The sequence below is a fragment of the Variovorax ginsengisoli genome (assembly GCF_030811835.1).
Lineage (GTDB): Bacteria > Pseudomonadota > Gammaproteobacteria > Burkholderiales > Burkholderiaceae_C > Variovorax > Variovorax ginsengisoli_C.
In genome coordinates, this window is the sequence record NZ_JAUSRO010000023.1 from 1 (window position 1) to 25,899 (window position 25,899).

Here is a 25,899-nt window from a genome sequence, read left to right on the forward strand (position 1 = left end):
CCTCCACGCGTTGCAGGCCTTCGACCCGGATGTCGCGCACGGTGAAGGGCTCCACGGCCCAGGCGGCCGTCGCGGCCAGGGCACTGGCGACCACCGCAGCAACGCTACGCAGGCGAAAGCGACTGAAAGTTGTGTTCATGTGTGAAATGAGCCGGCGAGAATCGCCGGCATAAGTTAGCCAAAAAGCCCGAAGAGTCGATTGACGTCGTTGAAAAGTGCGACGGACATCATGACCAGCAGCAAAGCGACCCCGCCGCGCTGCAAACGGTCCATCCAGGCGTCGGAGACGCTCTTGCCTGTCAGGCCTTCCCAAAGATAATACATCAGGTGCCCACCGTCGAGGACGGGCAGCGGCATCAGATTGAGCACGCCCAGGCTGACGCTGATCAGCGCCAGAAAGACCAGATACTGCGTGATGCCAAGACTGGCCGACTTTCCGGCGTAATCGGCAATCGTGAGCGGGCCGCTCAGATTCTTCAACGATGCCTGGCCCGTCACCATCTTGAACATCATGCGCACCGTCAGCGCAGACACTTCCCAGGTGCGTTCGACGCCGCGCGTGATGCCATCGATCGGCCCCCGACGCACCGTCAACATCTGCGGCGGCGCGCCCACGTAGGCCGCAATCCGGCCCACCTTGGCGCCGTTCTCGTCGCGCACTTCGGGCGTGACCTGCAGCGTGAGTTCCCGGCCATGCCGCAGGATCGACCAGGCCTGTGTCCGTGGCTGTGCGCCGTCGACCGAGGCACGAATGATTTCTCGCAGCTGCTGTCCATCGATCACAGCCGTGCCGCCAACCGCCCGGACCAAATCGCCCGCCTGCAGGCCGGCGCGCTGACCGGCACCACCGGCCATCACCTCACCCAACGCCGGCCGCGTCATGGGCGACAGCACACCGATCTTGCGGAACATCTGTGCGTCGGCATCCTTGGCATCGAGGCTGCCGAGCGGCAACACCAGCTGCCGCGTCGGTGCGCCAGCGCCCTCACCCGCCACCTCGATGGTCAGGTCGCGACCGTCGAGCGCGCCGCGCGTCATGCGCCAGCGCAAGCCATCGAACGATTCCACAGGCTCGAGTTCGCCGTCAAAGCCTGCAGCCAGCACTTTCTCGCCACCACGCAGTCCCGCCTGTTCGGCCAGCGACCCGGCGACCGGCCGACCGAGTTGCGCCACGGGCTCCTGGACGCCGATCCAATTGACCAGCGTGTAGAGCGCAGCAGCAAGCAGCAGGTTCGCGATCGGGCCCGCCGCCACGATGGCCACACGCGAACGCAGGCGCTGCGCATTGAACGCGCGGTGGCGCTCCTCAGGCGGCACCGGGGCTTCGCGTTCGTCAAGCATCTTCACGTAGCCGCCCAACGGCAGCGCGCCGATGACGAATTCGGTATCCTGGCCGGGATGCTGTTTCCTGGGCTTCCACCGGTACAGGGCCGGGCCGAAGCCCACCGAGAAACGGATGACCCGGACGCCACAGGCCACCGCCGTGCGGTAGTGGCCGAACTCGTGAACGGCGATCAGCACGCCCAATGCAATGAGGAAGGCAATGACGGTGAGCATCGTGATTCCCTTTGAAAGACGGGTCAGGCCGCGAAGCGAAGCGCTGCGGCATTGGCAGCAGCGCGAGCGGCTGCATCCAGCGCAAGCAGGTCGCCCAGCGACGTCGGCCGCGTGGGTGCCACGGCCTCCAGAGTTTCGAGATTGACCGCATGAATACGGTCGAAGCGCAGTCGGCGATCCAGAAATGCTTCCACCGCTACCTCGTTGGCTGCGTTGAGCACGGCCGTGGTACCGGAGACGGCCCGCAGTGCATGCCAAGCCAGGCCCAGTCCGGGAAAGAGCTCGGCATCGGGCGCCGTGAAGGTCAGCGCGTGCATGTTGCGAAAGTCCAACCGCGTCGCGCCGCTTTCGATGCGGTCGGGCCACGACAGACCCACAGCGATCGGCACGCGCATGTCGGGCGTACCCAACTGCGCCATCACCGAGCCATCGGTGAACTGCACCATCGAATGCACCACGCTCTGCGGATGAATGACGACTTCGATCTGCTCGGGCGTCACGCCAAACAGGTGACGCGCCTCGATGACTTCGAGCGCCTTGTTCATCATGGTGGCGGAATCGACCGAAATCTTGCGCCCCATCACCCAGTTGGGATGGGCGCAGGCCTGTTCGGGCGTGACCGACGCCAGGGTCGACGCGTCGCGGGTGCGAAACGGCCCGCCCGACGCGGTCAGGATGATCTTGTCGATGCGCCGCGCCCAGGTGGATGGATCCTCGGGCAGCGACTGGAAGATGGCCGAGTGCTCGCTGTCGATCGGCAGCAGCGTTGCCCCGCCCTCCTGCACCGTGCGCATGAACAGTTCACCACCGACCACCAGTGCTTCCTTGTTGGCGAGCAGCAGGCGCTTGCCGGCACGCGCTGCCGCCAGGCAAGGTGCCAGGCCCGCCGCGCCCACGATGGCCGCCATCACGCTGTCAACCTCGTCGTGCGCGGCCACGGTCTCCAGCGCATCGGGCCCACTGAGCACGCGCGTGGCCAGCCCGCTCTGTTCGAGTTTCTGGGCAAGCAGTGCGGCATGCGGCGCGCTCGCCATGACGGCAAAGCGCGGCGTGAACCTCGCGCACTGGGCGAGCAATTCGTCGACCTTGGTCGCAGCCGTGAGCGCGAAAACCTCGAAGCGCTCGGCATGCCGAGCGATGACATCGAGCGTGCTGACGCCGACCGATCCGGTCGAGCCCAACACCGTGACGCGTTGTTTGCAGACCTCGGTCACAGCGACGCCAGCATCAGGGCAATGGGGAGCGCCGGCAAGAGCGCATCGACCCGGTCGAGCACGCCGCCATGGCCGGGCAGCAGGTTGCTGCTGTCCTTGGCGCCGGCACTGCGCTTGACGAGCGACTCGACCAGATCGCCGACCACGCTCATCGCCACCAGGAAAACCACACCGATCAAAAGCAGCCACCAGCCGCGCTCGGCCAGTCGCGTGTACAGGCTGGCAACGGTGGCCCCCAGCGCAGCATCGGCCCAGATCCATGCCAGTGCGAGCATCACCACACCAGCCATGCCGCCCCACACGCCTTCCCAGCTCTTGCCGGGGCTGATGGTCGGTGCCAGCTTGCTGCGGGTGAATTTGAGTCCGAAAGCCCGCCCGGCGAAATAGGCGCAGATGTCAGCCATCCAGACCAGCAGGAAAATCGAGAGCAAGAAGTTGATGCCGGCCATGCGCGCCTGCACCGCGGCCATCCAGGCGACCCACAGCGCCATCAGCCCACCCACCAGGCGCAGACCACGCGGAATCGAACCCCATCCCGGCACGGCCACGCGAAGCAGCGCGGCGCCACCCAGCACCCAGGCTGCGCTGGCGACCAGCCACACGCCGAACAGGCTCTGGTTGAGCAAGCCCAGCCACCACGACAGCGCGCAGAGCACCACCATCTCTGCGCCCAGAAACAGCGACATGGCCGGGCCGTACCCGTTCAAGCGGCCCCACTCCCACGCCGCCGCGCCGATCAGCACCAGCATGACGCAACCGAACGGTACGTACGACGGGTAGAACAAGGCCGGCAGCAGGATGGCCAGCAGCACGAGGGCCGTGATGATGCGTTGTTTGAGCATCAGGCAGGCTGCCTGTCCCGGGAGCCGCCGTCGAGCTGCGCCGAGGTTTTTCCGAACCGCCGTTCACGGCTGCCATAGGCGGCGATGGCGGCATCGAGCGCGGCCTCGTCGAATTCCGGCCACAGCTTGTCGCTGAAGAACAACTCCGCGTAGGCACTTTGCCAGAGCAGAAAATTCGACAGCCGCTGCTCCGCGCCCGTGCGAATGAACAGGTCCGGATCCGGCACGTGCGACAGCGCCATGGCCCGGTCCAGATTGGCTTCGGTCGGTGCCTCGCCACGCGCGGCCAATTGGGCCGCAGCGCGTGCAATGTCCCAACGTCCGCCATAGTTGAAGCAGACGTTGAAGACCAGTTTGCTGTTGTGCGCAGTCAGGCCCTCAGCACGAACCAGGCTTGCGATGATGCGTTCCGACAAGCCCCCCCGCTCTCCGATGAAATGCAGCTGTACGCCATCGGCAGAGAGCTTGGGAATTTCGCGTCCGAGCGCGCCGACCATCAGTTCCATGAGGCCTGAAACCTCTTCGACCGGACGATTCCAGTTCTCCGAAGAAAAGGCGAACACCGTCAACACGCCCACCCCACGGTCGATGCAGGCGCGCACACAGCGTCGCAGCGCCTCGACGCCTTGCTTATGCCCGGCCACGCGCGGCAGGAACCGCCTCGTGGCCCAGCGGCCATTTCCATCCATGACGATGGCGATGTGATGGGGCGTGGCTGGCGCTGTGCGCATCAGACGGCCATGATCTCGGCTTCCTTGGCCGCCACCAGGCGATCGATCTCGGCGATGTGCCGGTCGGTCACTTTCTGGATATCGGCCTCGGCACGCTTTTGGTCGTCTTCAGAGGCCAGCTTGTCCTTGACCAGCTTCTTGACGGCTTCATTGGCGTCGCGCCGCAAATTGCGAGTGGCGATCTTGGCGCTCTCGCCCTCGTTGCGCACCAGCTTGGTCATTTCCCTGCGGCGCTCTTCACTCATCGCGGGCAGCGGCACGCGAATCAGTTCGCCCATCGAAGAGGGATTCAGGCCCAGGTCGCTCTCGCGGATGGCCTTTTCGATCTTGGCACCCATGCCCTTTTCCCAAGGCTGGACGCTGATGGTTCGCGAATCGAGCACCGAGACGTTGGCCACCTGGCTCAGCGGCACGGCCGAACCGTAGTATTCGACGTGGATCGAATCGAGCAGCGCCGTGTTTGCTCGGCCCGTGCGGATCTTGGTCAGATTGTTCTGGAAAGCGGCAATCGACTGATTCATCTTCAAGTCGGTTGCGCTGCGAATGTCTGCAATGGTCATTTTTCTTTGCTCCTCAGGCATGCACCAGCGTGCCTTCGTCCTCGCCCATCACGACGCGCTTGAGCGCACCATTCTTGAAGATCGAGAACACCTTGATCGGCAGCTTCTGGTCGCGGCACAGCGCGAAGGCTGTGGCGTCCATGATGCCCAGATTTTTGCCAATGGCTTCGTCGAAGGTGAGCGAAGCGTAACGGGTTGCGTGCGGATCCTTCTTGGGGTCGGCCGTGTAGACACCGTCGACCTTGGTGGCCTTGAGCACGAGTTCGGCACCGATTTCCGCGCCGCGCAGCGCAGCGGCCGTGTCGGTCGTGAAGAACGGGTTGCCCGTGCCCGCGGCGAAAATCACGACCTTGCCCTCTTCGAGGTATTGCAGTGCCTTGGGGCGCACGTAAGGCTCGACCACCTGCTCGATGGCAATGGCCGACATGACACGCGCGATCAGTCCTTGCTTGTCCATGGCATCGGCGAGGGCCAACGCATTCATCACCGTGGCCAACATGCCCATGTAGTCGGCCGTGGCACGGTCCATGCCGACCGAGCCGCCCGCAACACCGCGGAAAATATTGCCGCCACCAATCACGACCGCCACCTCGACACCCATGTTCACGACCTCGGCAACCTCGCTGACCATTCGAACAATGGTCGCGCGGTTGATACCGAAGGCATCGTCTCCCATCAGAGCCTCACCGGACAGCTTTAACAAGATTCGCTTGTGGGCTGGGCGGGCTTCTGACATGGGAATTTCCTTGAAAGTGAGTGGCGGTGGCGAGTGTAAGACGTGGCTGTCGGAAGCAACAGGGTCAACCGACCCTGTCGTGTGGTTCGCCCTCAGGCGGCAGCTTTGGCGGCGGCGACCTGCGCGGCCACTTCGGCGGCGAAGTCGTCGACCTTCTTCTCGATGCCTTCGCCCACCACGTAGAGCGTGAAGCCCTTGATGGTGGTGCTGTTGGCCTTGAGCATGGCTTCGACGGTCTGCTTGTCGTTCTTCACGAACGGCTGGTTGTGCAGCGACACTTCCTTGAGGTACTTCTGCACGCCGCCTTCGATGCGCTTGGCGACGATGTCGGCAGGTTGCGTCGGCTTGCCTGCGGCTTCGGCGACCTTGCGGTCTTCCTCTGCCTTGCCTGCGGCCACGGCACGCTCCTTGGCGATCAGGTCGGCAGGCACGTCGGCAGCGGAGATGGCCACCGGCTTCATGGCGGCGATGTGCATGGCCACGTCCTTGGCCGACGTGTCGTCGCCCTCGAACTCGACCATGACGCCGATGCGCGTGCCGTGCAGGTACGAAGCGACCTTGCCATTGCCGGCGAAGCGCTTGAAGCGGCGAAAGCTCATGTTCTCGCCGATCTTGCCGATCAGGCCCTTGCGCACGTCTTCGAGCGTCGGGCCGAAGCCGTCTTGCTCGTAGGGCAGCGCGCCCAGTGCAGCCAGGTCGGCAGGGTTGTGCTTGGCGACCAGCATGGCAGCGGCATTGGCCAATGCCAGGAAGCTGTCATTCTTGGTCACGAAGTCGGTTTCGCAGTTGATTTCGATCATCGCGCCGGCATCGCCGTCGACGAATGCCGTGACGACGCCTTCAGCGGTGATGCGGCCCGATGCCTTGCCAGCCTTGTTGCCCAGCTTGATGCGCAGCAGCTCTTCGGCCTTGTCCATGTTGCCGTCGGCCTCGGTCAGGGCCTTCTTGCATTCCATCATGGGCGCATCGGTCTTTGCGCGCAGTTCGCCCACCATGCTTGCGGTGATTGCAGCCATTGTTCGTTCTCCGTATTCAAAAAATCAGATCAAAAAAAGGGGCCACAAAGCCCCTTCTTCAAGGCTCGCAGAGAGCACTCTCAGGCGGAAGCGCCTTCTTCGACTTCAACGAAATCGTCGCCGGTCGCGCCTTCGGCAACGGCCTTCACCACGTCGTTGCCCGCGTTGTTGCGGCCTTCGATGATCGCATCAGCGATGCCGCGTGCGTACAGCACCACAGCCTTGGACGAGTCATCGTTGCCAGGGATCACGTAGTCGATGCCTTCGGGCGAGTGGTTGGAGTCCACCACGCCGATCAGCGGGATGCCCAGCTTCTTGGCTTCGGCCACGGCGATCTTGTGGAAGCCCACGTCGATCACGAAGATCGCGTCCGGCAGCGCGGTCATGTCCTGGATCCCGCCGATGTCCTTTTCCAGCTTTTCGATTTCGCGCGTGAAGGTCAGTTGCTCCTTCTTGCTCAGCGAATCGAGGCCCGCTTCCTGCTGGGCCTTCATTTCCTTGAGACGCTTGATCGAGGTCTTGACCGTCTTGAAGTTGGTCAGCATGCCGCCGAGCCAACGGGTGTCAACGAAGGGCACGCCGGCGCGGCGCGCTTCTTCAGCCACGATCTCGCGGGCTTGGCGCTTGGTGCCGACCATCAGGATGGTGCCGCGGTTGGCGGTGAGCTGCTTGGCGTACTTCATCGCGTCCTGGAACATCGGGAGCGACTTTTCCAGGTTGATGATGTGAATCTTGTTGCGATGGCCGAAGATGAACGGAGCCATCTTGGGGTTCCAGAAGCGGGTTTGGTGACCGAAATGGACACCGGCTTCCAGCATTTCGCGCATGGTCGTCGACATAGGAATAACTCCAAAGGTTGGGTCTAAAATCCAGCCCGTTTTGCACTTCACCACGAAGCTGCAACACCTTGAGTGGGCTGGTTTGCGAATGTGCTTCGCCTCGAACAAATCCCCAAGACTTGCTGAAGAGCGAAACCCAAAGAGTATAGCACGCGCTACCCTCCGCCCTTCCCGATACTGTGCTCTGCCGACGCCACGCGCGTCACGCCGCCGGCCTTTCGATTCGTCGGACCGCAGGTTTATCGTGGCCTCATCCCCGGCCGGCCGGTTCATGCGCTGCAACAATAGCGCCCTGCGCTGCGGCCGCGTCCTGCGGTCGGCGCCATTCCTTCACAAGATCCAATGAAAATCGCGATCGTGGGCGCCGGCATCATCGGCGTCACCACCGCCTGGGAGCTGGCCAGCGACGGCCATGAGGTCACCGTCTTCGAGCGCCGCGGGGCCGCCGCTGAAGAGTCCAGTTTCGCCAATGCCGGCGTGGTCGCGCCCGGCTACGTCACGCCCTGGGCCGCACCCGGCATGCGGATGAAGGTGCTGCGGTCGCTGCTTTCCACCCACGGCGCCATCAAGGTGCGATGGCCGCTGGCCGCACGCGACCTGCGCTGGATGTCCCACTGGCAGCGCGCCTGCAAGCTCGAGACCTACCTGGCCAACCGCACCCGCATGCAGCGCCTGGCCTTCTACAGCCGCACCCGGCTGCACGAGATCACCGAAACCCGCGCGCTGAGCTATGAGCGCAGCGAGGGCTACCTGGTGCTGCTGCGCTCCAAGCGGGAGCGCAAGCTGGTGCAGCCGGGGCTGGAGGTGCTACGGAACGCCGGCAGCGTGTTTCGAGAGATCGATGCTGACGAAGCCCGCCGGCTGGAGCCGGCCCTGAGCACTGAAACCGAACTCGCGGGCGCCATCCATCTGCCCGAGGACGAAGTCGCGAACTGCCGGCAGTTCGCCCTGCTGCTCAAGCGCGAGGCCGAAGCGCTCGGCGCGCAGTTCCACTTCAACTGCAACATCGCGCCGCTGAGCCGATCGGCGCCGCGCTCGCTCGCGCTGGCCGCCGGCTCCGACGCCATTCCCTATGACGCTGTGGTCGTCTGCGCCGGCGTTTCGTCGTCGGCGCTGCTGCGCCCGCTCGGCATCCGCATGCCGCTGGCGCCGGTGTACGGCCATTCGGTGACGGCCCAGATCCGCGAACCGCTCAACGCGCCGCGCAGCGCCGTGATGGACGAGCGCTACAAGGTGGCGATCTCCCGCATGGGCTTGCGCGTGCGCGTGGCCGGTAGCGCAGAGATCGGTGGCCATGCGGACACGATGAACCCGCGTGCGCTACAGACGCTCTACAAGGTGCTGCACGACTGGTTCCCCGGCGCGGCCACGCTGCAGACCGGCGTGCAGCAGTGGAAAGGCGCCCGGCCGATGCTTCCCGACGGTCCGCCGGTGATCGGGCCGAGCGGCGTGCCCGGCGTCTGGCTCAACCTCGGACACGGCTCGAGCGGCTGGGCGCTCTCGTGCGGCAGCGCCCGGGTGCTGGCCGACCTTGTTGCGGGACAGGACGCAGGCATCGACCTCGAAGGTCTGGGCGTCGAGCGGCTGCGTCTTTAGGATCCCATCGCTGCAGAATGGCTGGATGTACCGCGTCACCTCCGCCACCGCCGCAGACCTGTTCGACATCACCGCGACACGCCGTATCGAGCGCGCGGCTGCGGCCGCCCTGCCCGCTCACACGCTGATGCAGCGTGCCGGCCTCGCCGTGGCGCGGCTCGCCATGGCAGTCGCGCCGCATGCCCGCACGGTCTGGATCGCCTGCGGCCCCGGCAACAACGGCGGTGACGGCTTTGAAGCGGCTGCGCAGCTCAGGCAGCGTGGTTTCATGCCCGTCGTGACGTTCGCTGGCGACGCAGATCGGCTGCCGCCCGATGCCAAGGCCTCGCTGCAGCGCGCCCGGGACGCCCAGGTGATCTTTGCGCAAGAGCCGCCCACGGACTACGAACTGACGATCGACGCGTTACTGGGCATCGGCGCGACCCGACCACCCGAAGGCGTGATGGTCGAATGGTTGCAGGAAATGGACGCAAGTGGCCAGCCGGTGCTCAGCGTCGATGTGCCGTCCGGATTGAACGCGGACACAGGCGTGCTGTCGCGCCGCATCAGTGCCGATGCGAGGACGCCCCGCGTCTGCCTGACCTTCCTGACGCTCAAGCCCGGGCTGTTCACCGCGAACGGCCGTGACGCGGCAGGCACGGTCTGGTTCGACGATCTCGGCTGCGACAAGCACGCTGAACCTCCCACGGCGCGGCTGGCCGGACGCCCAAAGGCGCCACGGCGCACTCATGCATCGCACAAGGGCAGTTACGGCGACGTCGCTGTGATCGGCGGGGCACCCGGCATGGCCGGGGCCGCGTTGCTGGCCGGATCGGCTGCGCTGCATGCAGGTGCGGGCCGCGTGTTCGTCGGACTGCTCGATCCGAGCGCTGCACCGGTGGACACGGCGCAACCGGAGCTGATGCTGCGCGACGGCCACACGCTCGACCTGTCGGACATGACTGCCGTCTGCGGTTGCGGAGGCGGCACCGCCATTCGCGCAGCGCTGCCGCGCGTCCTGACGACAGCGGCTGCACTGGTGCTCGATGCCGACGCGCTCAACGCCATCGCCGCCGACAGCGCGCTGCAGATGCAACTCGTGTCGCGCGCTCAACGGGGCCAGCCGACGGTGATCACACCGCATCCCCTGGAAGCGGCACGTCTGTTGGGTTACGCAGCCAGCGACGTTCAGGCCGACCGGCTGGCCGCCGCTCGCCAGCTCGCAACACGCTTTGGCGTCGTGGCGGTGCTCAAGGGTTCGGGTACGGTGATCGCCGCGGACGGCGATGCCTCGCCCGTGATCAACCTCACCGGCAATGCAAAGCTGGCGACAGCCGGCACCGGCGACGTGCTCGCGGGCATGATCGGTGCGGCACTGGCCGCGAAGCAGTCGCCCTTCGAGGCGGCATGCGAAGCCGTCTGGCGGCACGGCCACGTCGCCGACACCTGGCCGGCCGATGCGGCGCCGCTCACGGCCGGGACGCTGGCGCGCCAGGCGCCCGTTTGACGACGACTCAGCCGCGCCCGACGAAGGGCATCTTCGTTGCCATGACGGTGTGGAACAGCACATTGGCCTCGAGCGGCAGATTGGCCATGTAGAGCACCGACTGGCCGACGATCTTCACGTCGATCAGCGGCTCGATTGCCAGTTCGCCATTGGCTTGCGGCACGCCCTTGGCCATGCGCGCGGCGAGTTCGGTCATGGCGTTGCCTACGTCGATCTGACCCACCGCAATGTCGTATTTGCGCCCATCGAGCGAGGCGGTCTTGGTCAGGCCCTCGACCGCATGCTTGGTCGCCGTGTAAGCCGCCGAGTTCGGCCTCGGTGTGGTTGCCGAGATCGAGCCGTTGTTGATGATGCGGCCGCCTCGAGGGCTTTGCGCCTTCATCGTGCGAAATGCTTGCTGGATGCAATAGAACATGCCGTTGAGGTTGATGTCGACCACGCCCTGCCATTGCGCGGGCGTCCAGTCCTCGAACGGGCCGGGCGGATTGCCGACACCGGCGTTGTTGAACAGCAGGTCCACGCGTCCAAAGCGTTCGCAAACGGACGCGAACAATGCGGCCACCGAGTCCGCATTGGCCACATCGGTCGGCACCGCAAAAGCGCGCGTCGTCGCCCCCGATGCCTCCGCCACGTCGTTGAGCGGCTCTGGCCTGCGGCCCGCGAGGGCCACGTTCCAGCCATCGGCCAGCAGCGCCAGCGCCGCCGCCCGCCCGATGCCCGAGCCTGCCCCGGTCACGATGGCCGTGCGTGGGGATTGCGTTGTCTGTGTCATCAAAGTCTCCTCTGTTATTTTTGGGGGAATGCGCGTTTTCAGCGCCGGGGCTTGCGCCCCTTCATCTTGTTGGCAGCCTTCTTGACCGCCGATTTGAACGCCTGCATGGCCGACTGCGGACCGGCTGCGCCTCGGTCCGAACCGGCTTCCACCGACTTGGCCCGCGCACTGCGCTTGGTGGACGGCTTGGCTGGCGTTCCGGTCGCTGGTGGCACGCCCTTGTCCTTCATCGCACGGGCGTTGAGATCTTCGCCCTCGCGCACCAGGCGGAAGTCGATCTTGCGGCCGTCGAGGTCCACGCGGCTGACCTGCACCCGCACGCGCGTGCCGATGGCATAACGGATACCGGTACGCTCGCCGCGCAATTCCTGGCGCATCTCGTCGAACTTGAAGTACTCGCCGCCCAACTCGGTGATGTGGACCAGGCCCTCGACATACATCGCGTCGAGCGTGACGAAGATGCCGAAGCTGGTCGCCGAACTCACGACGCCGCCGTATTCCTCGCCCAGGTGTTCGCGCATGTACTTGCACTTGAGCCAGGCCTCGACGTCGCGGCTGGCCTCATCGGCGCGGCGCTCGTTGGCGCTGCAATGCAGGCCTGCGGCTTCCCACGCCAGTGTTTCCTTGGTAGGCGCGACGGTGGTCTTCTGCGGCTTGGTGGTCGGTGACTTGACGCGCGAGGCGAGCCGCTTGGCCAGCTTGGCATGCGCCTCGCCAGGCGTCGGCAGCACCGGCAACTGATACCTCGACCGGTTCAGGATCGCCTTGATGACCCGATGCACCAGCAGGTCGGGATAGCGACGGATCGGGCTGGTGAAGTGGGTGTAGGCCTCGTAGGCCAGGCCGAAGTGACCGCCATTGATCGGCGTGTAGATGGCCTGCTGCATCGATCGCAGCAGCATCGTGTGGATCTGCTGGGCGTCAGGGCGCTCCTTGGTCGCCTGGGCGATCGCCTGGAACTCGGCGGGCTTCGGATCGTCGGTGATCGACAGACCCACCCCCATGGCCTTGAGGTAGCCACGCAGGATTTCCTTCTTCTCGGTGGTCGGGCCTTCGTGCACGCGGAACAGGCCCGGGTGCTTGCCTTCGGCGATGAAGTCTGCGCTGCAGACGTTGGCCGCCAGCATGGCCTCTTCGATCAAGCGATGCGCCTCGTTGCGGGTGCGCGGAACGATCTTCTCGATGCGCCCGGCGTCGTCGCACACGATCTGCGTTTCGGTGGTCTCGAAATCCACCGCACCGCGTGTGCTGCGCTGCTTGAGCAGCGCACGGTAGACATCGGCGAGGTTGAGCAGGTCCTTGACCCGGTCCTTGCGCTTGGCTGCTTCCGGGCCTCGCGTGTTGCCCAGGATGGCAGCGACCTCCGTGTACGTGAAGCGCGCATGGCTGAACATCACGGCCGGATAGAACTGGTAGGCGTAGATTTCGCCATCGGCTGCCACCAGCATGTCGCAGACCATGCACAGGCGCTCGACCTCGGGATTGAGCGAGCACAGGCCGTTCGACAGCTTCTCGGGCAGCATCGGAATCACGCGGCGAGGGAAATACACGCTGGTTGCGCGCTCGTAGGCGTCGATGTCGATCGGCGATCCCGTCTGTACATAGGCGCTGACGTCGGCAATCGCGACAAGCAGACGCCAACCCTTGCCACGGCCGACCTTGGCCGGCTCGCAGTACACGGCGTCGTCGAAGTCCCGCGCGTCTTCGCCATCGATCGTTACCAAGGGCACGTCGGTCAGGTCGATACGGCCTTTCTTGTCGATGGGCCGCACCTTCTCCGGCAGCGCCTTGGCTTCCGACAGGCACGCCTCGGAAAACTCGTGCGGCACGCCGTACTTGCGTACGGCGATCTCGATTTCCATGCCGGGGTCGTCAATTTCGCCAAGCACTTCGCGCACGCGTCCCACGGGCTGGCCGAAAAGCGCCGGTGGCTCGGTCAGCTGTACGACCACGACCTGGCCCGCCTTGGCTGTGCCGGTGGCTCCCTTCGGGATCAACACATCCTGGCCGTAGCGCTTGTCTTCAGGCGCTACCAGCCAGATGCCACCTTCGTGGAGCAACCGGCCGATGATGGGCTGCTCCGGCCGCTCGATGATCTCGACCACGCGGCCTTCGGGACGGCCGCGCCGGTCCTGGCGCACGATGCGGGCCTTGACGCGGTCCTTGTGAAGCACGGCTCGCATCTCATTGGGCGGAAGGTAGATATCCGCTTCGCCGTCATCGCGCTGAACGTAGCCATGGCCGTCGCGGTGACCCTGCACCGATCCTTCGAATTCATCCAGCACACTGCTGGGTTGGCCGTTATTTTTGATACAATCTCCTTCGTTCCTGAAATTCAAACGCGTTGCAAGTCTCTTGCAACAAGTGGGCCCAGATGGCGGAATTGGTAGACGCACTAGTTTCAGGTACTAGCGAGTAACATCGTGGAGGTTCGAGTCCTCTTCTGGGCACCATACCTAATACAGAGAATCCCTGGTAGATCGTTGATTTGCCAGGGTTTTTTTTCGTCTGTACCACCATCACCGGCACGGATGGCCTCGTGCCATCATTCACGTCGAGTCCGACAAGCGCGGGGCTGCCGTTCCATGCGCGGCTACGGCACAGCCCGCTGTTGAAACAGCGAGTGACAGATTTCCCGAGGCGCAACATGGATGAGTGAATGGTTGGAGTCTATCCGCATCGTCGCCCGTCCCTCGGAAGCCGGGGTACTCGACGACATCGTTCGGCACTGCCAATATACCTTCCGCGAATGGCTCTGCATCCCGGAAAAAGACGGCTTCTCGCCGAGATCCTCAGTATTTGTGATTTTGATCGGGGATGTCGCCGGAGGCACCTCTTTTTGTGGCTATAATCGAAGTCGTTCCTGAAATTCGAACGCGTCGCAAGATGAACAATCTTGCGACAAGTGGGCCCAGATGGCGGAATTGGTAGACGCACTAGTTTCAGGTACTAGCGAGTAACATCGTGGAGGTTCGAGTCCTCTTCTGGGCACCATACCTCATACAGAGAATCCCTTGTAGATCATTGATTTACAAGGGATTTTTTTCGTCTGTAGTCCATGTGACGAGCAAGAGCCACGTGCGCCATGACCCGACACAGCGAACGCTTGCATGCGACGACGGGAAAGCTGTATATTCATACAGTCATCTGCAATGCAGCTACGCGGCAAGTGCGCCAGCGTGCTGCGTCTCCCTCCGACCCTCGCAAGGATTCACCATGAGCTACGCCGTTACGCTGCAAGACTTCCCCAACCTTCCCGCAGATGCCAAGGCCGATGCGGAAAAGCGCTTCAGGCGTGCCCTGGAAAAAGCGCTGGGAGAAGATGTGATGCCGATCTTCAAGGCATTCTCGGATGCCAGCGATGCCGGCCCAGACACGCTGTCTCGGGACGATTTACTGCTGGCCAATCGCTGGCCCAAGGCCTACGACCTGGCAAAGACGGCCGGCTTTCGCGACCTGGGAACTGCCGACGAGGCGTACTTCGAGCTGCGCACCAGTTGAGTTCCCAGGCGCGCTCGCAAGCCGTAACAAAAACGTAAGCACACGACATCTCGTCACATGTCGAGCGAATAATTTCACGAAACGCTGAAATTTTTGTTTTGCTGGAGATTGTGTGCTCAGTTGGTTTTCCCGTTGCTCTTGCGAACTTCACCTGCTTGAGCGCATTCACCGCCGGTGGTGGATGCGCATGTTCCCCAGCAAGCGCCTGTACCGCTGCAGTGCCTGCGGCCGAGAGCGTCTGGTCTCTGAGCGGGCCGTCAACGAGGCGGTCTGGGCAGCCCAACGCGAGAAAGTGCGCAACCTGCACCCGCGCTGAAAGACGCGCGCGATGTGCAGGGTTCAGATGGGCAGCGCGACCAGGTCGTGGCCTTCGACGCCGACGATTCGCGCTCGCGTGAACTCGCCCACCTTCAGTGTCTTGCTGATTTTTTCGGGGGGAAGCAAACGCACGGTGCCATCGATCTCCGGTGCGTCGGCGTAGGTCCGGCCCACGGCGCCCTTGCGACCCAGACCAGGTGCCGAGTCGACAAGCACCTGCATGGTTGCACCGACGCGCTTGTGCAGCCTGGCGATCGACACGGCTTCAGCCACTTCCATGAAGCGGGCGCGGCGTTGCTCACGCACTTCTTCCGTGAGCATGCCGGGAATGTCGTTGGCGGTTGCGCCCTCGACAGGGCTGTACGCAAAGCAACCCGCACGGTCAATGCCCGCCTCGCGGATGAAGTCGAGCAAGTGCTCGAACTCCACTTCGGTCTCGCCGGGAAAACCTGCGATGAACGTGCTTCGAATCACCAGCTCAGGGCACATTTCGCGCCAGCGCGCGATGCGCTCGAGATTCTTTTCGCCGCTGGCGGGTCGCTTCATGCGTCGCAGCACGTCGGGGTGGCTATGCTGAAGCGGTACGTCCAGGTACGGCAACACCAGGCCACTGGCCATTAACGGAATCACTTCGTCGACACTCGGGTACGGATACACGTAATGCAATCTGACCCAGGCGCCGTAGGGTTCGGCGATTTCGCCGAGCGTGCGGACCAGTTCGAGCATGCGCGTCTTGACCGGTTTGCCATCCCAGAAGCCGGTGCGGTATTTGACGTCAACGCCGTAAGCCGACGTGTCCTGGCTGATCACCAGGAGTTCCTTGACGCCACCTTCGAACAAGGCCTTGGCCTCACTGAGCACGTCGCCCACGGGGCGTGACACCAGGTCGCCGCGCATCGAGGGAATGATGCAGAAGGTGCAGCGATGGTTGCAACCTTCGCTGATCTTCAGATAGGCGTAATGTCGCGGCGTGAGCTTCAACCCCGCCACGCCAAACGCATTTGGAACCAGATCGATGAAGGGGTCGTGCGGCTTGGGCAGGTTGGCGTGGACCGCATCCATGACTTCCTGGGTGGCATGCGGCCCGGTCACCGCAAGCACGCTCGGGTGCATTTCGCGCACGAAGTTGCCGCCCTCCTCGCCCGACTTCGCGCCCAGGCAGCCCGTGACGATCACGCGGCCATTCGCGGCCAGCGCTTCGCCAATGGTGTCGAGGCTTTCGCGTACGGCATCGTCGATGAACCCGCAGGTGTTGACGATCACGAGGTCCGCACCCTCGAAGGTCTTGGAAGTCTGGTAGCCCTCGGCGCTCAGCCGGGTCAGGATCAGTTCGGAGTCGGTCAGGGCCTTGGGGCAACCCAGGCTCACAAAGCCGACCTTGGGTGCGGTCAGCGGGACAGTTCGTTCGGGGGCAACAGCTTCACTCATGCCCCTATTGTCCCAGCTAACGGGCCCAAGCGCCGCGAGCCCCCCATGAAACCGGGACCGCTGTTACGGCCGCTTGATACCGAAGGCTCCGAGGACCTGCTCGGTGTTTTTCTGCATCTGTTCCTGCATTTGCACGAACACGTTCTTGGACTGCTCCACATAACTGCCCATCAGCCCCTGAAGCATGGGGGACTGCAGGCTCATGAAGCGGGCCCACATCTCGGGCGTCAGCACCTCGCCGCTGCTGGCCAGTTCGGCCTGCACCGCGGTCATGGCCTGGATGTTCTTCTCCAGGTAAGGCCCCATGTAGCCCTGCATGGCATGACCATAAAAACGGATGATGCTTGCGAGCACGGGCTCGGTGAACATGGGGGCGCCGCCGGCTTCTTCCTCGAGAATGATCTGCAGCAGAATGCTGCGTGTGAGATCTTCGCCACTGCGCGCATCCCGCACCACGAAGGACGCGCTCTGCATGACCAGTTCCCTAATCTCCGTGAGCGTGATGTAGGTCGAGCTGTCGGTGTCGTAGAGCCTTCGGTTCGGATACTTCTTGATGACGCGCTGCGCCGGCTTGACCCCGGACTTCTTGCTCTGCACTCAGGACTCCTTCACGTGTTCACTCAGGATGCGCAGTCCATTCTAGGGAGCTGCTTTGCTGCGCCGCGACAAGGTTTACCCTGACCGGGCACGGACGCGCCAGCTCGCTTGGAATGCTGCAATAAGACAATCCAACGCGGGCACGGGAAAGTGGAAAAATAGGATGAGCGGAAAAGCCGCACCCAGAAAGTCGAAAAGCACCCAAGGGGTGCTTTTGAAGACTGGAAATAAACCTGCCAAATTTCCCCGCGATACTGAAGAACCGAATTCTTCAGAGGAGAAACTTGGTAGGCGCGATTGGATTCGAACCAACGACCCCCACCATGTCAAGGTGGTGCTCTAACCAACTGAGCTACGCGCCTGAGTCATATCTACCAAGACTCGAATTATAGCACTAAAAAAACCCGCTTCTCAACGACGACGCGCAGATCGCACGCCAGAAACTGCAGAAACGACTTTCAGCACCTGAACGAGCCGCGCTGCATCGGCGATCTCGATGGTGAAGGTCATCCAGGCCGTGCCTTTGAGCGACTGGGTCTGTACGCCGATCACGTTCATCTTCTCGCGTGCGAACACGTCGGAGATGTCGCGCAGCAAGCCCTGGCGATCGGCAGCCTCGACGGCGACGTCGACGGCATAGACCGACACTTCGCTGGCCTTGGGCTGGCCCCATTCCACGTCGATCACACGTTCTGCGCTGAGCTTGGCCATCGTGCGGAAGTTGCTGCAGTCCGCCCTGTGCACGCTGACGCCATGGCCGCGCGTGACGAAACCACCGATCGCATCGGGGGGTGCGGGCTTGCAGCACTTGGCGAGCTGCGTCATGAGAGAGGACACGCCGACGACCAGAACGCCGCCCTTGCCTGACTTCTCGCTTGCGCGCGGCTTCTTGATCTGAACGCCGTCGTCCGGATTGGCCGCCGGCTCTGGTGGCCGCAGCAAGATCTCGATATTGCGCAGCGAAAACTCGTCCTTGCCGACAACTTCAAAGAGATCGTCGGCCGATTTGAACCCGAGTTGCGATGCCAGGTCTTCGAGCCGCGTTGCGGTCTTGCCTTCGCGCTGCAGCAGCTTTTCGACCGCCTCGCGCCCCTTGGCCACCGTCTCGTGGGTGATCTGCGCGTTGAACCACGCACGCACCTTCGCGCGTGCACGGTGGCTGGCCAGATAGCCCAGCTCGGCATTGAGCCAGTCGCGCGAAGGGCCCCCTTCCTTGGCCGCGATGATCTCGACCGTTTGACCATTCTGCAGCGGCGTGTTCAAGGGCACCATGGCCCCGTCGATGCGCGCGCCGCGGCAGCGGTGTCCCAGGCTGGTGTGGACGGTGTAGGCGAAATCGACCGCCGTGGCGCCCTGCGGCAGTTCGACGATCGCGGCATCCGGCGTCAGCACATAGATGCGGTCGTCGAACAAGCCCTGCCCCTGTGGCCCGCCCGAAAGATCGCGCTCCCACGCCAGCAACTGGCGCAGCACGGCAATCTTCGCGTCGTATTCGCCGCTGGCCCACACGCCTGCATAGCCCTTGTGGCCCGCTTCCTTGTATGCCCAGTGCGCGGCCACGCCGTGCTCGGCATGCTCGTGCATCTGCTCGGTACGGATCTGGATCTCGATGGGTTTGCCGGACCGGCCTTGCGTGACCTTGCGCACGACGGTGTGCAGCGACTGATAGCCGTTGGGCTTGGGCCGCGCGATGTAGTCGTCGAATTCCTCGTCGATCGGCTCGAAGCGCGAGTGCACCCAGGCCAGCGCGGCGTAGCAATCCTTGACGTCGGGCACCACCACACGCAGCGCCATGATGTCGAAGACCTGCCCGAAATCGAGCGACTTGCCGCGCATCTTCTTGACGATGCTGTAGATATTCTTAGGACGCCCCTGCACGGTGGCGTCGATGCCTTCGCCGCGCAGCTGGCTTTCGAGCTCGGCACGCAACTGCGCCACATAGCCTTCACGCTCCACCCGCTTCTCGTCGAGCAGGCGGGCGATGAGCTGGTAGGTTTCCGGTTCCAGGAAACGGAACGACAGATCCTCGATTTCCCATTTGACCTGCCAGATCCCCAGACGGTTGGCCAGCGGTGCAAAAACCTGCAGCGATTCGCGCGCCACACTCTCAGGCACAGGCTGCTTGCTCGCAGCTGCATGGCGCAGCGTCTGCAGCCGCGAGGCCAACCGCAGCATGACCACCCGCAGGTCGCGTGAAAACGCCAGCAGCATCTTGCGCACGTTCTCGGTCTGCGCGCCGTTGCCGTCAGCCGTGTGCGCCCCAATGGTCGCCGAGCGGGCCTGCTTTTGCACATGAACGAGCTTGGTCGTCTCCACAGCAAGCGCGGCAAAGTTGTCGCCGAACACCTTGGCGATGACTTCCTGCGGGCGGTTCAGGTGCTGGCACGAATAGACGAGGTAACTCGCGGCCTGCATCGCCTCGGACCCCCCCATGGCGGCCACGATGGCGGCTACCGCATCCGCGTGCGCGAGCGTGTTCTCGCCTGAACCTTCCAGCCTTTCATCGGCGATCAATGGCTCGGCGAACGCACGCGCGCGCCCCAGCATGTTCTCCATGACGGGACTGCGCTCGGCCGTGGCTGCAGACAGCGGGTAGTCGACCACCGCCGGCTCCGCCACGGCCCGCACGGGCAGACTTGATGTATCGCGTTTCACTCAATCCAACAAAAAAGAAGTGACGACCGCGCGCTGCGCAGCCGGCACGAAGGTCGGGGCATGGCCCACACCCTCGAATTCGATCAAACGGGCCTTCGGCCCCCGCTGCACCATGTCCTGTGCGGTTCCAGCCGACAACAGGTCGGACTGCGCACCGCGAAGGAGCAGGGTCTGCGCAACGATGGCATCGTAGAGCGACCACATGACTGCCTCGCCCTGCGCGGCATCTTGCGGTGTCATGGCGCGCAGCGGCACGCCGATGGCAGGGTCGTAGTGCAGCAGGAATGAGGCCTGGGGAGCATCGTGCTGCTCCGCCGCCACCTTGCGCGTGCCGTCCGCGCTGCGCTGCGACGCGGCTACCACCATCGGCACCGACAGTGCAAGCCACTCCTCGGGCGAATGCGGACCGAAGCTGCGGGAGACCGCCCACATCGCGTCGGCCGCCTCCTGCAGCGAAGCGAAGCGGCCGGCTTGGCCGACGTAGCTTCCAATGCGCTGAACCGCAGCCGGATCGAGCGTCGGGCCGACATCGTTGATGACCAGCCGGCGGATCGGTACAGGCAAAGGCATGTCCTTGTAACCCGCGAGCACCAGCCCGATGAGGCCACCCATGCTGGTTCCAACATAGCCGAGCTGTGTGATGGCGCACTCGGCATGCAGCTGGTTCAGGAGCGACAGCACGTCGGCAGCGTACAGGGGAACCTGATACAGGGCCGGATCGGCGAGCCAGTCGCTCTGGCCGCGCCCGACGATGTCCGGGCACACCACCCGCAGCTCACCGCCTACCGCTTCGACCAGCGACTGCGCCAGCAAGTCGAAGTCACGTCCCTGACGGGTCAATCCGTGCACGCAGACGACAACGCGCGCGCTACCCGGATCTCCCCACTGCCAGTACGCCATGCGGTGACCGCCCTGGGGGTCGGCACAAGAAACGAAATGAAGGGCGGGCTGGGTCATGTCTCGAAGACGCTGGAAGGCGCGTTGGGTCGTCGCAGCATCCTAAATCATCTGCGGGCCTGTCACCGGGCCGCGCACGCCTGCCGCAAGCAGCTACGTCACTTCAGCTGCACCGAACCGGACACGTTCACCACCACCGACGTCTTCCCTGCCTCGACCGGCACCGGCGCATCGGAAGCCATCTTCATCGCTGACGCCTCCATGGCCATCATCCGCGGGCGTACCGGGCCGCCCTGATTGCTGTTGACGGACACCTCACGCAGGGTGTACCCGGTGAAACCGAAGCCGCGGCTCAACTCGTCGGCCTTCTGCTTGAAGTTGTTGATGGCCAGCGTCTGCGCCTCGGTCTCCACTTTGGCGCGCTGCTCGTTGCTCAGCCCGAAGCCGATGCCACCGACCGTGAGTGTGCTGATGCGGCCAGCCGTCTGCGTGATGCGCGGGAAGTCACGGCCTTCGAGCACCAGTTCCGTCGAACCCTGCCAGCCATTGATCTTGCCATCGCGGGTATAGCGCGGCGACAGGTTGAAATTGCCGGTGCGCACGTCGAGCTGGCCAGGCTGCGCGTTCCGGCGTGCCTCAGTCAGCGCCGCGTCGAGCGCCATCTTGAGTTGGGTCTGCACCGTGGCGGCATCCGCAGCTTCACGGGTGGTGGTCAGCGACATGCTCAGCAGATCCTGCTGCACTTCCACGGTTCCGTTGGCGGACAACTGCAGAACGTTCTGGGGCGGTGCCATGCCACCACTCTGCGCCAGGGCCGCGCTGGTGACTGTGAGCACGGCGCAGGCTGCGATCCATCGAGAAAATTTCAAAATTGGCACTCCACTCATTCGTTTTTAAGAGGCTTCGAACCGCCGTTGGCCGATCCGAGGTTGTCATCCTGCACTTAGGGCCGCTGGCTGCGAGGCAAGGTGTGCAAGCGTTCGGGCGTCATCGCCGGGATGCCTGGATAGACACGTGCCGGCGGTTGAGGTTCCATTGTCGGCGGAGGATGCGGCACGGATTGCCGGCGAACCTGCTCACGCAACTCGGCCAGCTCAGCTGCTGTCAGGCGACGGCCTGCGGCGGCCTGCTCGCGCCTGACTTCCTCACGCTGTTCGGCACGATGGGCTTGGACGGCCGCACGCAGTTCGCTTGGGCGCAGATCTTTCGCCGACGCCAGCGTCGCTGGCTCCGCCCACAAGGGCGAACAGGCGCCCGCGAGCAGAAAAGGCAGCGTGCGTGCGATCGAATTCATAGGGGATGGGAACATCAATTCTTCGACTTTGCCAGCGCTTTGCAACCGACGTATGCATGCTTCGCTTTTGTGCGCAAGTTATGTAACTTAGTGTCAGACAAGGAGCCGACCGGGAATTTGCCGCCCACAACGCCCTCAGAATCAGCGTTGTTACAAATTCAGTGTAGTAGAAATGACTCAAACTCTCACCCGCACCGACAAGGTTGTAATCGTTGACGACGACGCCCGCATCCGCGACCTGCTGCGCCGCTACCTGACGCAGGAAGGCTTCGAGGTCATCGTTGCCGAGGACGGCAAGGCACTCAACCGGATTTTGCTGCGCGACACGGTGGACCTGATCGTGCTCGACCTGATGATGCCGGGTGAAGATGGCCTGTCGGTGTGCCGCCGCCTGCGTGCGGCCAATGACCGCACACCGATCATCATGCTCACCGCCAAGGGCGAGGACGTCGACCGCATCGTGGGCCTGGAAGTCGGTGCAGACGACTATCTGGGCAAGCCGTTCAACCCACGCGAGCTGCTCGCGCGCGTGCACGCCGTGCTGCGCCGACGCCCGCCCCTGGAAGCGCCGGGAGCACCGTCCACCGACAACGAGACCGTGAGCTTTGGCCCGTTCAGTTTCGACCTGGGGTCGCGCACGCTGAAGAAAGACGGTGAAGAGTTGTCTCTGACCACTGGCGAATTCGCAATGCTCAAGGCGCTGGTGCGCCATCCACGACAGCCGCTGTCGCGAGAGAAGCTCGCACAGTTGGCACGAGGTCGCGAATTCGAGCCCTTCGACCGCAGCCTTGACGTGCAGATTTCACGCCTGCGAAAGCTGGTGGAAACCGACGCCGCGGCGCCGCGCTATATCCAGACGGTCTGGGGCGTGGGCTACGTGTTCGTGCCCGACGGCACGGCCTGAGCTTGAACGCGACGTGTCTCACCCTGGCACCACAGTCTCGGCATCGCCCGCCCCCGCCGAAGAGAGTTTCCAGTTCGCCATGCCGGGCCCGCTGGAAGGACTGGGCACCCCCCGCCGCCGCGTGAGACTCAAGCTTGGCTTCAGCCTTTTCTGGCGAACCTTTTTCCTGCTCGCACTGCTGCTGATTGGTTGCACGGTCGCCTGGCTGCAGACCTTCAGGGCGCTGGAGTATGAGCCGCGCGCCGTGCAGACAGCCCACCAGATCGCCTCGCTCGTGAACCTCACGCGTGCGGCGCTCGTGTATTCCGATGCGATCACGCGTGTGTCGCTCATCAAGACCCTGGCCGACCAGGAAGGCGTGCGTATTCTGCCGCGCGAGCCAGGCGATCGTTGGGAACCCTACACCAGCGGTGCGCTCGACGAACGCATGAACGAGGAGCTCATGGCGCAGCTGGGCGATGGCACGACCGTGGCCAATCGCGTCAACGAGGAGCCTGGGCTCTGGGTCGGCTTCACGATCGAGGGCGACATGTACTGGCTGCTGCTCGACCCGACGCGCTTCACCAGCGTGGGGGGGCGCACCTGGCTGGTCTGGCTCGTGACGGCCATGGCATTGTCACTGGCCGGCGCGGCGCTCATTACACGCTTCATCAACCGCCCCCTCAAGCAGTTGTCGCGTGCCACACGCCAAGTGCGCGAGGGTGAGTACGAGGCGCATCGGCTCGACGAAAGCGCGCGCACCAACGAAATCCGCGCGGTCAACATCGGCTTCAATCGCATGGCAGACCAGTTGGCGAAGATCGAGCAGGATCGGGCCGTGATGCTGGCCGGCATTTCGCACGACCTGCGCACACCGCTTGCACGCCTTCGCCTGGAAACCGAAATGAGTGTGGCCGACGAAGACGCGCGCAATCACATGGCGGCAGACATTGCGCAGCTCGACGCGATCATCGACAAGTTCCTCGACTATGCGCGGCCGGATCATGTCGAGGTCAAGCCCGTGCTGCTGCGCGAGGTGGTGGATGCGTGCAGCTACGCGGTCGAGGACAATGGCGACATCGCCATCAAGGTCGATATTGCACCGGACCTGCGCGTGCTGGCCGACGAGGTCGAGCTCACGCGCGTGATCTCCAACCTGCTGGAGAATGCGCGCCGCTACGGCAAGACACCCGACACCCGGACGGCCGACGTGACCATCCAGGCGCAAGCGCACAACGACACCGTGCTCATCAAGGTGCGCGACCATGGCGTGGGCGTATCGCCGGCCATCCTCTCGCAATTGACCAAGCCGTTTTTCCGGGGCGATGTGGCCCGTACCTCGGCCGCAGGCGCCGGCCTGGGCCTGTCGATTGTGGCCAAGAACATCGAGCGCATGGGCGGCACATTTGCCCTCACGAGCACACCGGGCCACGGCTTTGCCGCCCACATCCGCGTGCCGCGCGCGCCAGTACCCAAGAGCGAAACGGTGTTGTTCGCACGCAAGCATCCTGCCGCCTGAGCCGCACCGCACACGCCGAAGCAGACATACACGGGGCGGCTTGTCGCACCGGGCCTGGTGCAGGATCTCAGCGTTTCAGGGGCCTCAGGGTCTCAGCGAAAGAGCAATGTGGCGGCGCGCGCCTCCATGGCACGCCCCTCGCCCACCGGTCCCAGCTTCTCGGCCGTCTTGGCCTTCACATTGACTTGCGCCAGCGCAATGCCCAGCACCTGTGCGATGCGCGCGCACATGAGCGGAATGTGCGGCGCTAGCTTGGGCGCCTGCGCGATCACGGTGCTGTCGACATTGCCGATTTCCCAGCCCTGCGCACGCACACGGCGCGCAGCCTCGGCCAGCAGCACGGCCGAGTCGGCTCCGCGGAACTGCGCGTCGGTGTCCGGAAAATGCCGGCCGATGTCTCCCAGCCCGGCAGCGCCGAGCAGCGCGTCGGTGATCGCATGCAGAAGCACGTCGGCGTCGGAATGACCCAGCAGGCCGGTGGTGTGCGGTACCTCGATACCGCCCAGGATCAACTTGCGTCCAGCCACGAGCTGGTGGACATCCCAACCCTCGCCGATGCGAAACGGGAATGGTGCAATCGCCTGGGTCGGCGTGGTGTCGGTGGAAGCAGTCATAGGGCAATGCGCGCGCGGCGGGCAAGCAGCACCGCCTCAGCCAGCGAGAAATCCTCGGGATAGGTGACTTTGAAATTCTGCGCGCTGCCCGCCACCAGCAGCGGGGACAGTCCCAGGTGTTCGATGGCACTCGCCTCGTCGGTGACGGTGTCGCCAGCGCGCTCCAGCGCGTCGAGCAGCATGCCGACGCGGAACATCTGCGGCGTCTGGGCCAGCCATTTGTCGGCACGTGCCAGCGTCGCACTCACGCGACCCTCGGGCGTCGACGACTTGAGCGTGTCGGCCAGCCGCTGCGCCAGCAGCCCACCCACGCCGTCGTCCTGACAGGCCACCATCAATGCGTCGATCTGCGCCGGTGTCACCAGACAGCGTGCAGCGTCGTGTACCAGCACCCAGTCCTCGGCATGGGCACCTCTGGCGCGCAGGTCCACCAGGCCGTTGTGCACCGTGGCAGCACGGCTTGCGCCACCGCGCCGCAGCAAATGCTCGCCTTGCGCCAGAACCGGGAAATCCGGCAGCACCGCGCCGACCCGGTCGTCGTCGGCCGACACGATCAGCGTGAGTGTCGAGAACCTGCCGCGCAGCGCCCGAAAGGCGGCCAGCGTATGCGCCACGACTGGCAAACCAGCGATCGACCGGTACTGCTTGGGCCCGGCGCCGCCGGCGCGCGCACCCACGCCGGCGCAGGGAATCAGCACATGGTGCCGGGGGGCGCGTCGCTCGGAAGAAGGTGCAGCGTGCATGAAAGGGCCGTTCGTCGAGCGACCAGCAGCAAAAGGGGCTCCATTCTAGAATCGGGGACATCGCAACCTGCGCTGACCGGCGCGGGCTGTCATGCAAGCAC

The 25,899-nt window shown here is 64.2% G+C and carries 24 protein-coding genes and 3 tRNA genes; 9 read left to right on the forward strand and 18 right to left on the reverse strand.

Going from position 1 to position 25,899, the window contains the following annotated elements; translation table 11 throughout:
• Positions 1–174 precede the first annotated feature (174 nt).
• The 8 genes from rseP to rpsB all read right to left on the reverse strand — a co-directional run bounded on the left by rseP (position 175) and on the right by rpsB (position 7,495).
• Complete coding sequence (gene rseP / locus J2W36_RS25540) at positions 175–1,557, reverse strand: RIP metalloprotease RseP (RefSeq protein ID WP_307692602.1); 1,383 nt, start codon at positions 1,555–1,557, stop codon at positions 175–177.
• Positions 1,558–1,580: 23 nt separating this feature from the next.
• A complete protein-coding gene (gene ispC, locus J2W36_RS25545) occupies positions 1,581–2,771 on the reverse strand; it encodes a 1-deoxy-D-xylulose-5-phosphate reductoisomerase (RefSeq protein WP_307692603.1) in 1,191 nt (396 codons plus the stop codon).
• The gene (locus J2W36_RS25550) at positions 2,768–3,613 is read right to left on the reverse strand and encodes a phosphatidate cytidylyltransferase (protein WP_307692604.1); all 846 of its coding nucleotides are present in this window, start codon (positions 3,611–3,613) and stop codon (positions 2,768–2,770) included. The genes ispC and J2W36_RS25550 overlap by 4 nt, the downstream gene beginning before the upstream one ends.
• Entirely contained in the window at positions 3,613–4,344 is a 732-nt protein-coding gene (uppS, locus tag J2W36_RS25555) for a polyprenyl diphosphate synthase (RefSeq protein ID WP_307692605.1), read from the reverse strand. Before uppS ends, J2W36_RS25550 begins: the two co-directional genes overlap by 1 nt.
• The gene (gene frr, locus J2W36_RS25560) at positions 4,344–4,904 is read right to left on the reverse strand and encodes a ribosome recycling factor (protein ID WP_307692606.1); all 561 of its coding nucleotides are present in this window, start codon (positions 4,902–4,904) and stop codon (positions 4,344–4,346) included. The genes uppS and frr overlap by 1 nt, the downstream gene beginning before the upstream one ends.
• A gap of 13 nt (positions 4,905–4,917) precedes the next feature.
• A complete protein-coding gene (pyrH, locus tag J2W36_RS25565) occupies positions 4,918–5,640 on the reverse strand; it encodes a UMP kinase (protein ID WP_307692607.1) in 723 nt (240 codons plus the stop codon).
• A gap of 92 nt (positions 5,641–5,732) precedes the next feature.
• Positions 5,733–6,656 carry a translation elongation factor Ts gene (gene tsf, locus J2W36_RS25570; protein ID WP_307692608.1) on the reverse strand — a complete coding sequence of 308 codons (924 nt, stop codon included), beginning with the start codon at positions 6,654–6,656 and terminating at the stop codon, positions 5,733–5,735.
• A gap of 80 nt (positions 6,657–6,736) precedes the next feature.
• The gene (rpsB, locus tag J2W36_RS25575) at positions 6,737–7,495 is read right to left on the reverse strand and encodes a 30S ribosomal protein S2 (RefSeq protein ID WP_307692609.1); all 759 of its coding nucleotides are present in this window, start codon (positions 7,493–7,495) and stop codon (positions 6,737–6,739) included.
• A gap of 342 nt (positions 7,496–7,837) precedes the next feature.
• Here rpsB and J2W36_RS25580 point away from each other — a divergent pair, with 342 nt between their 5' ends.
• A complete protein-coding gene (locus J2W36_RS25580) occupies positions 7,838–9,091 on the forward strand; it encodes a D-amino acid dehydrogenase (RefSeq protein ID WP_307692610.1) in 1,254 nt (417 codons plus the stop codon).
• 25 nt (positions 9,092–9,116) lie between these two features.
• On the forward strand, positions 9,117–10,577 hold the full coding sequence (locus J2W36_RS25585; RefSeq protein WP_307692611.1) for an NAD(P)H-hydrate dehydratase: 1,461 nt from the start codon (positions 9,117–9,119) through the stop codon (positions 10,575–10,577).
• 7 nt (positions 10,578–10,584) lie between these two features.
• Here the strand turns inward: J2W36_RS25585 and J2W36_RS25590 are convergent, their stop codons facing one another.
• Positions 10,585–11,349 carry an SDR family oxidoreductase gene (locus tag J2W36_RS25590; protein WP_307692612.1) on the reverse strand — a complete coding sequence of 255 codons (765 nt, stop codon included), beginning with the start codon at positions 11,347–11,349 and terminating at the stop codon, positions 10,585–10,587.
• A gap of 38 nt (positions 11,350–11,387) precedes the next feature.
• Positions 11,388–13,634 carry a ribonuclease R gene (gene rnr, locus J2W36_RS25595; RefSeq protein ID WP_307692613.1) on the reverse strand — a complete coding sequence of 749 codons (2,247 nt, stop codon included), beginning with the start codon at positions 13,632–13,634 and terminating at the stop codon, positions 11,388–11,390.
• Between the two features lie 83 nt (positions 13,635–13,717).
• Here rnr and J2W36_RS25600 point away from each other — a divergent pair.
• The 5 genes from J2W36_RS25600 (at position 13,718) to J2W36_RS25620 (ending at position 15,166) form a co-directional block, all read left to right on the forward strand.
• Positions 13,718–13,802 (forward strand) — tRNA-Leu (locus J2W36_RS25600).
• Between the two features lie 198 nt (positions 13,803–14,000).
• Positions 14,001–14,216 (forward strand): hypothetical protein, encoded by a 216-nt coding sequence (locus J2W36_RS25605; RefSeq protein WP_307692614.1) that lies wholly within the window; start codon positions 14,001–14,003, stop codon positions 14,214–14,216.
• A gap of 42 nt (positions 14,217–14,258) precedes the next feature.
• Positions 14,259–14,343: transfer RNA gene (locus tag J2W36_RS25610), tRNA-Leu, on the forward strand.
• Positions 14,344–14,565: 222 nt separating this feature from the next.
• Entirely contained in the window at positions 14,566–14,850 is a 285-nt protein-coding gene (locus J2W36_RS25615) for a hypothetical protein (RefSeq protein WP_307692615.1), read from the forward strand.
• A gap of 187 nt (positions 14,851–15,037) precedes the next feature.
• Entirely contained in the window at positions 15,038–15,166 is a 129-nt protein-coding gene (locus tag J2W36_RS25620; RefSeq protein WP_307692616.1) for a hypothetical protein, read from the forward strand.
• Between the two features lie 23 nt (positions 15,167–15,189).
• Here J2W36_RS25620 and rimO read toward each other — a convergent pair whose 3' ends face one another.
• The 6 genes from rimO to J2W36_RS25650 all read right to left on the reverse strand — a co-directional run bounded on the left by rimO (position 15,190) and on the right by J2W36_RS25650 (position 21,617).
• Entirely contained in the window at positions 15,190–16,596 is a 1,407-nt protein-coding gene (gene rimO, locus J2W36_RS25625) for a 30S ribosomal protein S12 methylthiotransferase RimO (protein ID WP_307692617.1), read from the reverse strand.
• A gap of 63 nt (positions 16,597–16,659) precedes the next feature.
• Positions 16,660–17,193: a polyhydroxyalkanoate synthesis repressor PhaR gene (phaR, locus tag J2W36_RS25630; protein ID WP_307692618.1), complete on the reverse strand. Its 534-nt coding sequence runs from the start codon at positions 17,191–17,193 to the stop codon at positions 16,660–16,662.
• A 285-nt stretch (positions 17,194–17,478) separates the two neighbouring features.
• A tRNA-Val gene (locus J2W36_RS25635) sits at positions 17,479–17,555 on the reverse strand.
• 49 nt (positions 17,556–17,604) lie between these two features.
• A complete protein-coding gene (locus J2W36_RS25640) occupies positions 17,605–19,749 on the reverse strand; it encodes a RelA/SpoT family protein (protein ID WP_307692652.1) in 2,145 nt (714 codons plus the stop codon).
• A 99-nt stretch (positions 19,750–19,848) separates the two neighbouring features.
• Positions 19,849–20,805 (reverse strand): alpha/beta fold hydrolase, encoded by a 957-nt coding sequence (locus J2W36_RS25645; protein ID WP_307692619.1) that lies wholly within the window; start codon positions 20,803–20,805, stop codon positions 19,849–19,851.
• Positions 20,806–20,903: 98 nt separating this feature from the next.
• Positions 20,904–21,617 (reverse strand): SIMPL domain-containing protein, encoded by a 714-nt coding sequence (locus tag J2W36_RS25650; protein WP_307692653.1) that lies wholly within the window; start codon positions 21,615–21,617, stop codon positions 20,904–20,906.
• Between the two features lie 594 nt (positions 21,618–22,211).
• On the opposite strand from J2W36_RS25650, the gene ompR reads away from it, so the two are divergent.
• Both ompR and J2W36_RS25660 read left to right on the forward strand, forming a co-directional pair.
• Entirely contained in the window at positions 22,212–22,943 is a 732-nt protein-coding gene (gene ompR, locus J2W36_RS25655) for an osmolarity response regulator transcription factor OmpR (RefSeq protein ID WP_307692620.1), read from the forward strand.
• Positions 22,944–23,022: 79 nt separating this feature from the next.
• Positions 23,023–24,441 (forward strand): ATP-binding protein, encoded by a 1,419-nt coding sequence (locus J2W36_RS25660; protein WP_307692654.1) that lies wholly within the window; start codon positions 23,023–23,025, stop codon positions 24,439–24,441.
• Positions 24,442–24,533: 92 nt separating this feature from the next.
• On the opposite strand, the gene ispF is transcribed toward J2W36_RS25660, so the two are convergent.
• The gene (gene ispF, locus J2W36_RS25665) at positions 24,534–25,055 is read right to left on the reverse strand and encodes a 2-C-methyl-D-erythritol 2,4-cyclodiphosphate synthase (protein WP_307692621.1); all 522 of its coding nucleotides are present in this window, start codon (positions 25,053–25,055) and stop codon (positions 24,534–24,536) included.
• Positions 25,052–25,798, reverse strand: a complete 747-nt coding sequence (gene ispD, locus J2W36_RS25670) for a 2-C-methyl-D-erythritol 4-phosphate cytidylyltransferase (protein WP_307692622.1) — start codon at positions 25,796–25,798, stop codon at positions 25,052–25,054. The genes ispF and ispD overlap by 4 nt, the downstream gene beginning before the upstream one ends.
• Between the last annotated feature and the right edge of the window lie 101 nt (positions 25,799–25,899).

Bases quoted from the DNA above. Each gene is read 5' to 3' on its own strand.
- rseP (WP_307692602.1), bottom strand. From the start codon at position 1,557: ATGCTCACCGTCATTGCCTTCCTCATTGCATTGGGCGTGCTGATCGCC.
- J2W36_RS25550 (WP_307692604.1), bottom strand. From the start codon at position 3,613: ATGCTCAAACAACGCATCATCACGGCCCTCGTGCTGCTGGCCATCCTG.
- uppS (WP_307692605.1), bottom strand. From the start codon at position 4,344: ATGCGCACAGCGCCAGCCACGCCCCATCACATCGCCATCGTCATGGAT.
- frr (WP_307692606.1), bottom strand. From the start codon at position 4,904: ATGACCATTGCAGACATTCGCAGCGCAACCGACTTGAAGATGAATCAG.
- pyrH (WP_307692607.1), bottom strand. From the start codon at position 5,640: ATGTCAGAAGCCCGCCCAGCCCACAAGCGAATCTTGTTAAAGCTGTCC.
- tsf (WP_307692608.1), bottom strand. From the start codon at position 6,656: ATGGCTGCAATCACCGCAAGCATGGTGGGCGAACTGCGCGCAAAGACC.
- rpsB (WP_307692609.1), bottom strand. From the start codon at position 7,495: ATGTCGACGACCATGCGCGAAATGCTGGAAGCCGGTGTCCATTTCGGT.
- J2W36_RS25580 (WP_307692610.1), top strand. From the start codon at position 7,838: ATGAAAATCGCGATCGTGGGCGCCGGCATCATCGGCGTCACCACCGCC.
- J2W36_RS25585 (WP_307692611.1), top strand. From the start codon at position 9,117: ATGTACCGCGTCACCTCCGCCACCGCCGCAGACCTGTTCGACATCACC.
- J2W36_RS25590 (WP_307692612.1), bottom strand. From the start codon at position 11,349: ATGACACAGACAACGCAATCCCCACGCACGGCCATCGTGACCGGGGCA.
- J2W36_RS25605 (WP_307692614.1), top strand. From the start codon at position 14,001: ATGAGTGAATGGTTGGAGTCTATCCGCATCGTCGCCCGTCCCTCGGAA.
- J2W36_RS25615 (WP_307692615.1), top strand. From the start codon at position 14,566: ATGAGCTACGCCGTTACGCTGCAAGACTTCCCCAACCTTCCCGCAGAT.
- J2W36_RS25620 (WP_307692616.1), top strand. From the start codon at position 15,038: ATGTTCCCCAGCAAGCGCCTGTACCGCTGCAGTGCCTGCGGCCGAGAG.
- rimO (WP_307692617.1), bottom strand. From the start codon at position 16,596: ATGAGTGAAGCTGTTGCCCCCGAACGAACTGTCCCGCTGACCGCACCC.
- J2W36_RS25640 (WP_307692652.1), bottom strand. From the start codon at position 19,749: ATGGAGAACATGCTGGGGCGCGCGCGTGCGTTCGCCGAGCCATTGATC.
- J2W36_RS25645 (WP_307692619.1), bottom strand. From the start codon at position 20,805: ATGACCCAGCCCGCCCTTCATTTCGTTTCTTGTGCCGACCCCCAGGGC.
- ompR (WP_307692620.1), top strand. From the start codon at position 22,212: ATGACTCAAACTCTCACCCGCACCGACAAGGTTGTAATCGTTGACGAC.
- J2W36_RS25660 (WP_307692654.1), top strand. From the start codon at position 23,023: ATGCCGGGCCCGCTGGAAGGACTGGGCACCCCCCGCCGCCGCGTGAGA.
- ispF (WP_307692621.1), bottom strand. From the start codon at position 25,055: ATGACTGCTTCCACCGACACCACGCCGACCCAGGCGATTGCACCATTC.
- ispD (WP_307692622.1), bottom strand. From the start codon at position 25,798: ATGCACGCTGCACCTTCTTCCGAGCGACGCGCCCCCCGGCACCATGTG.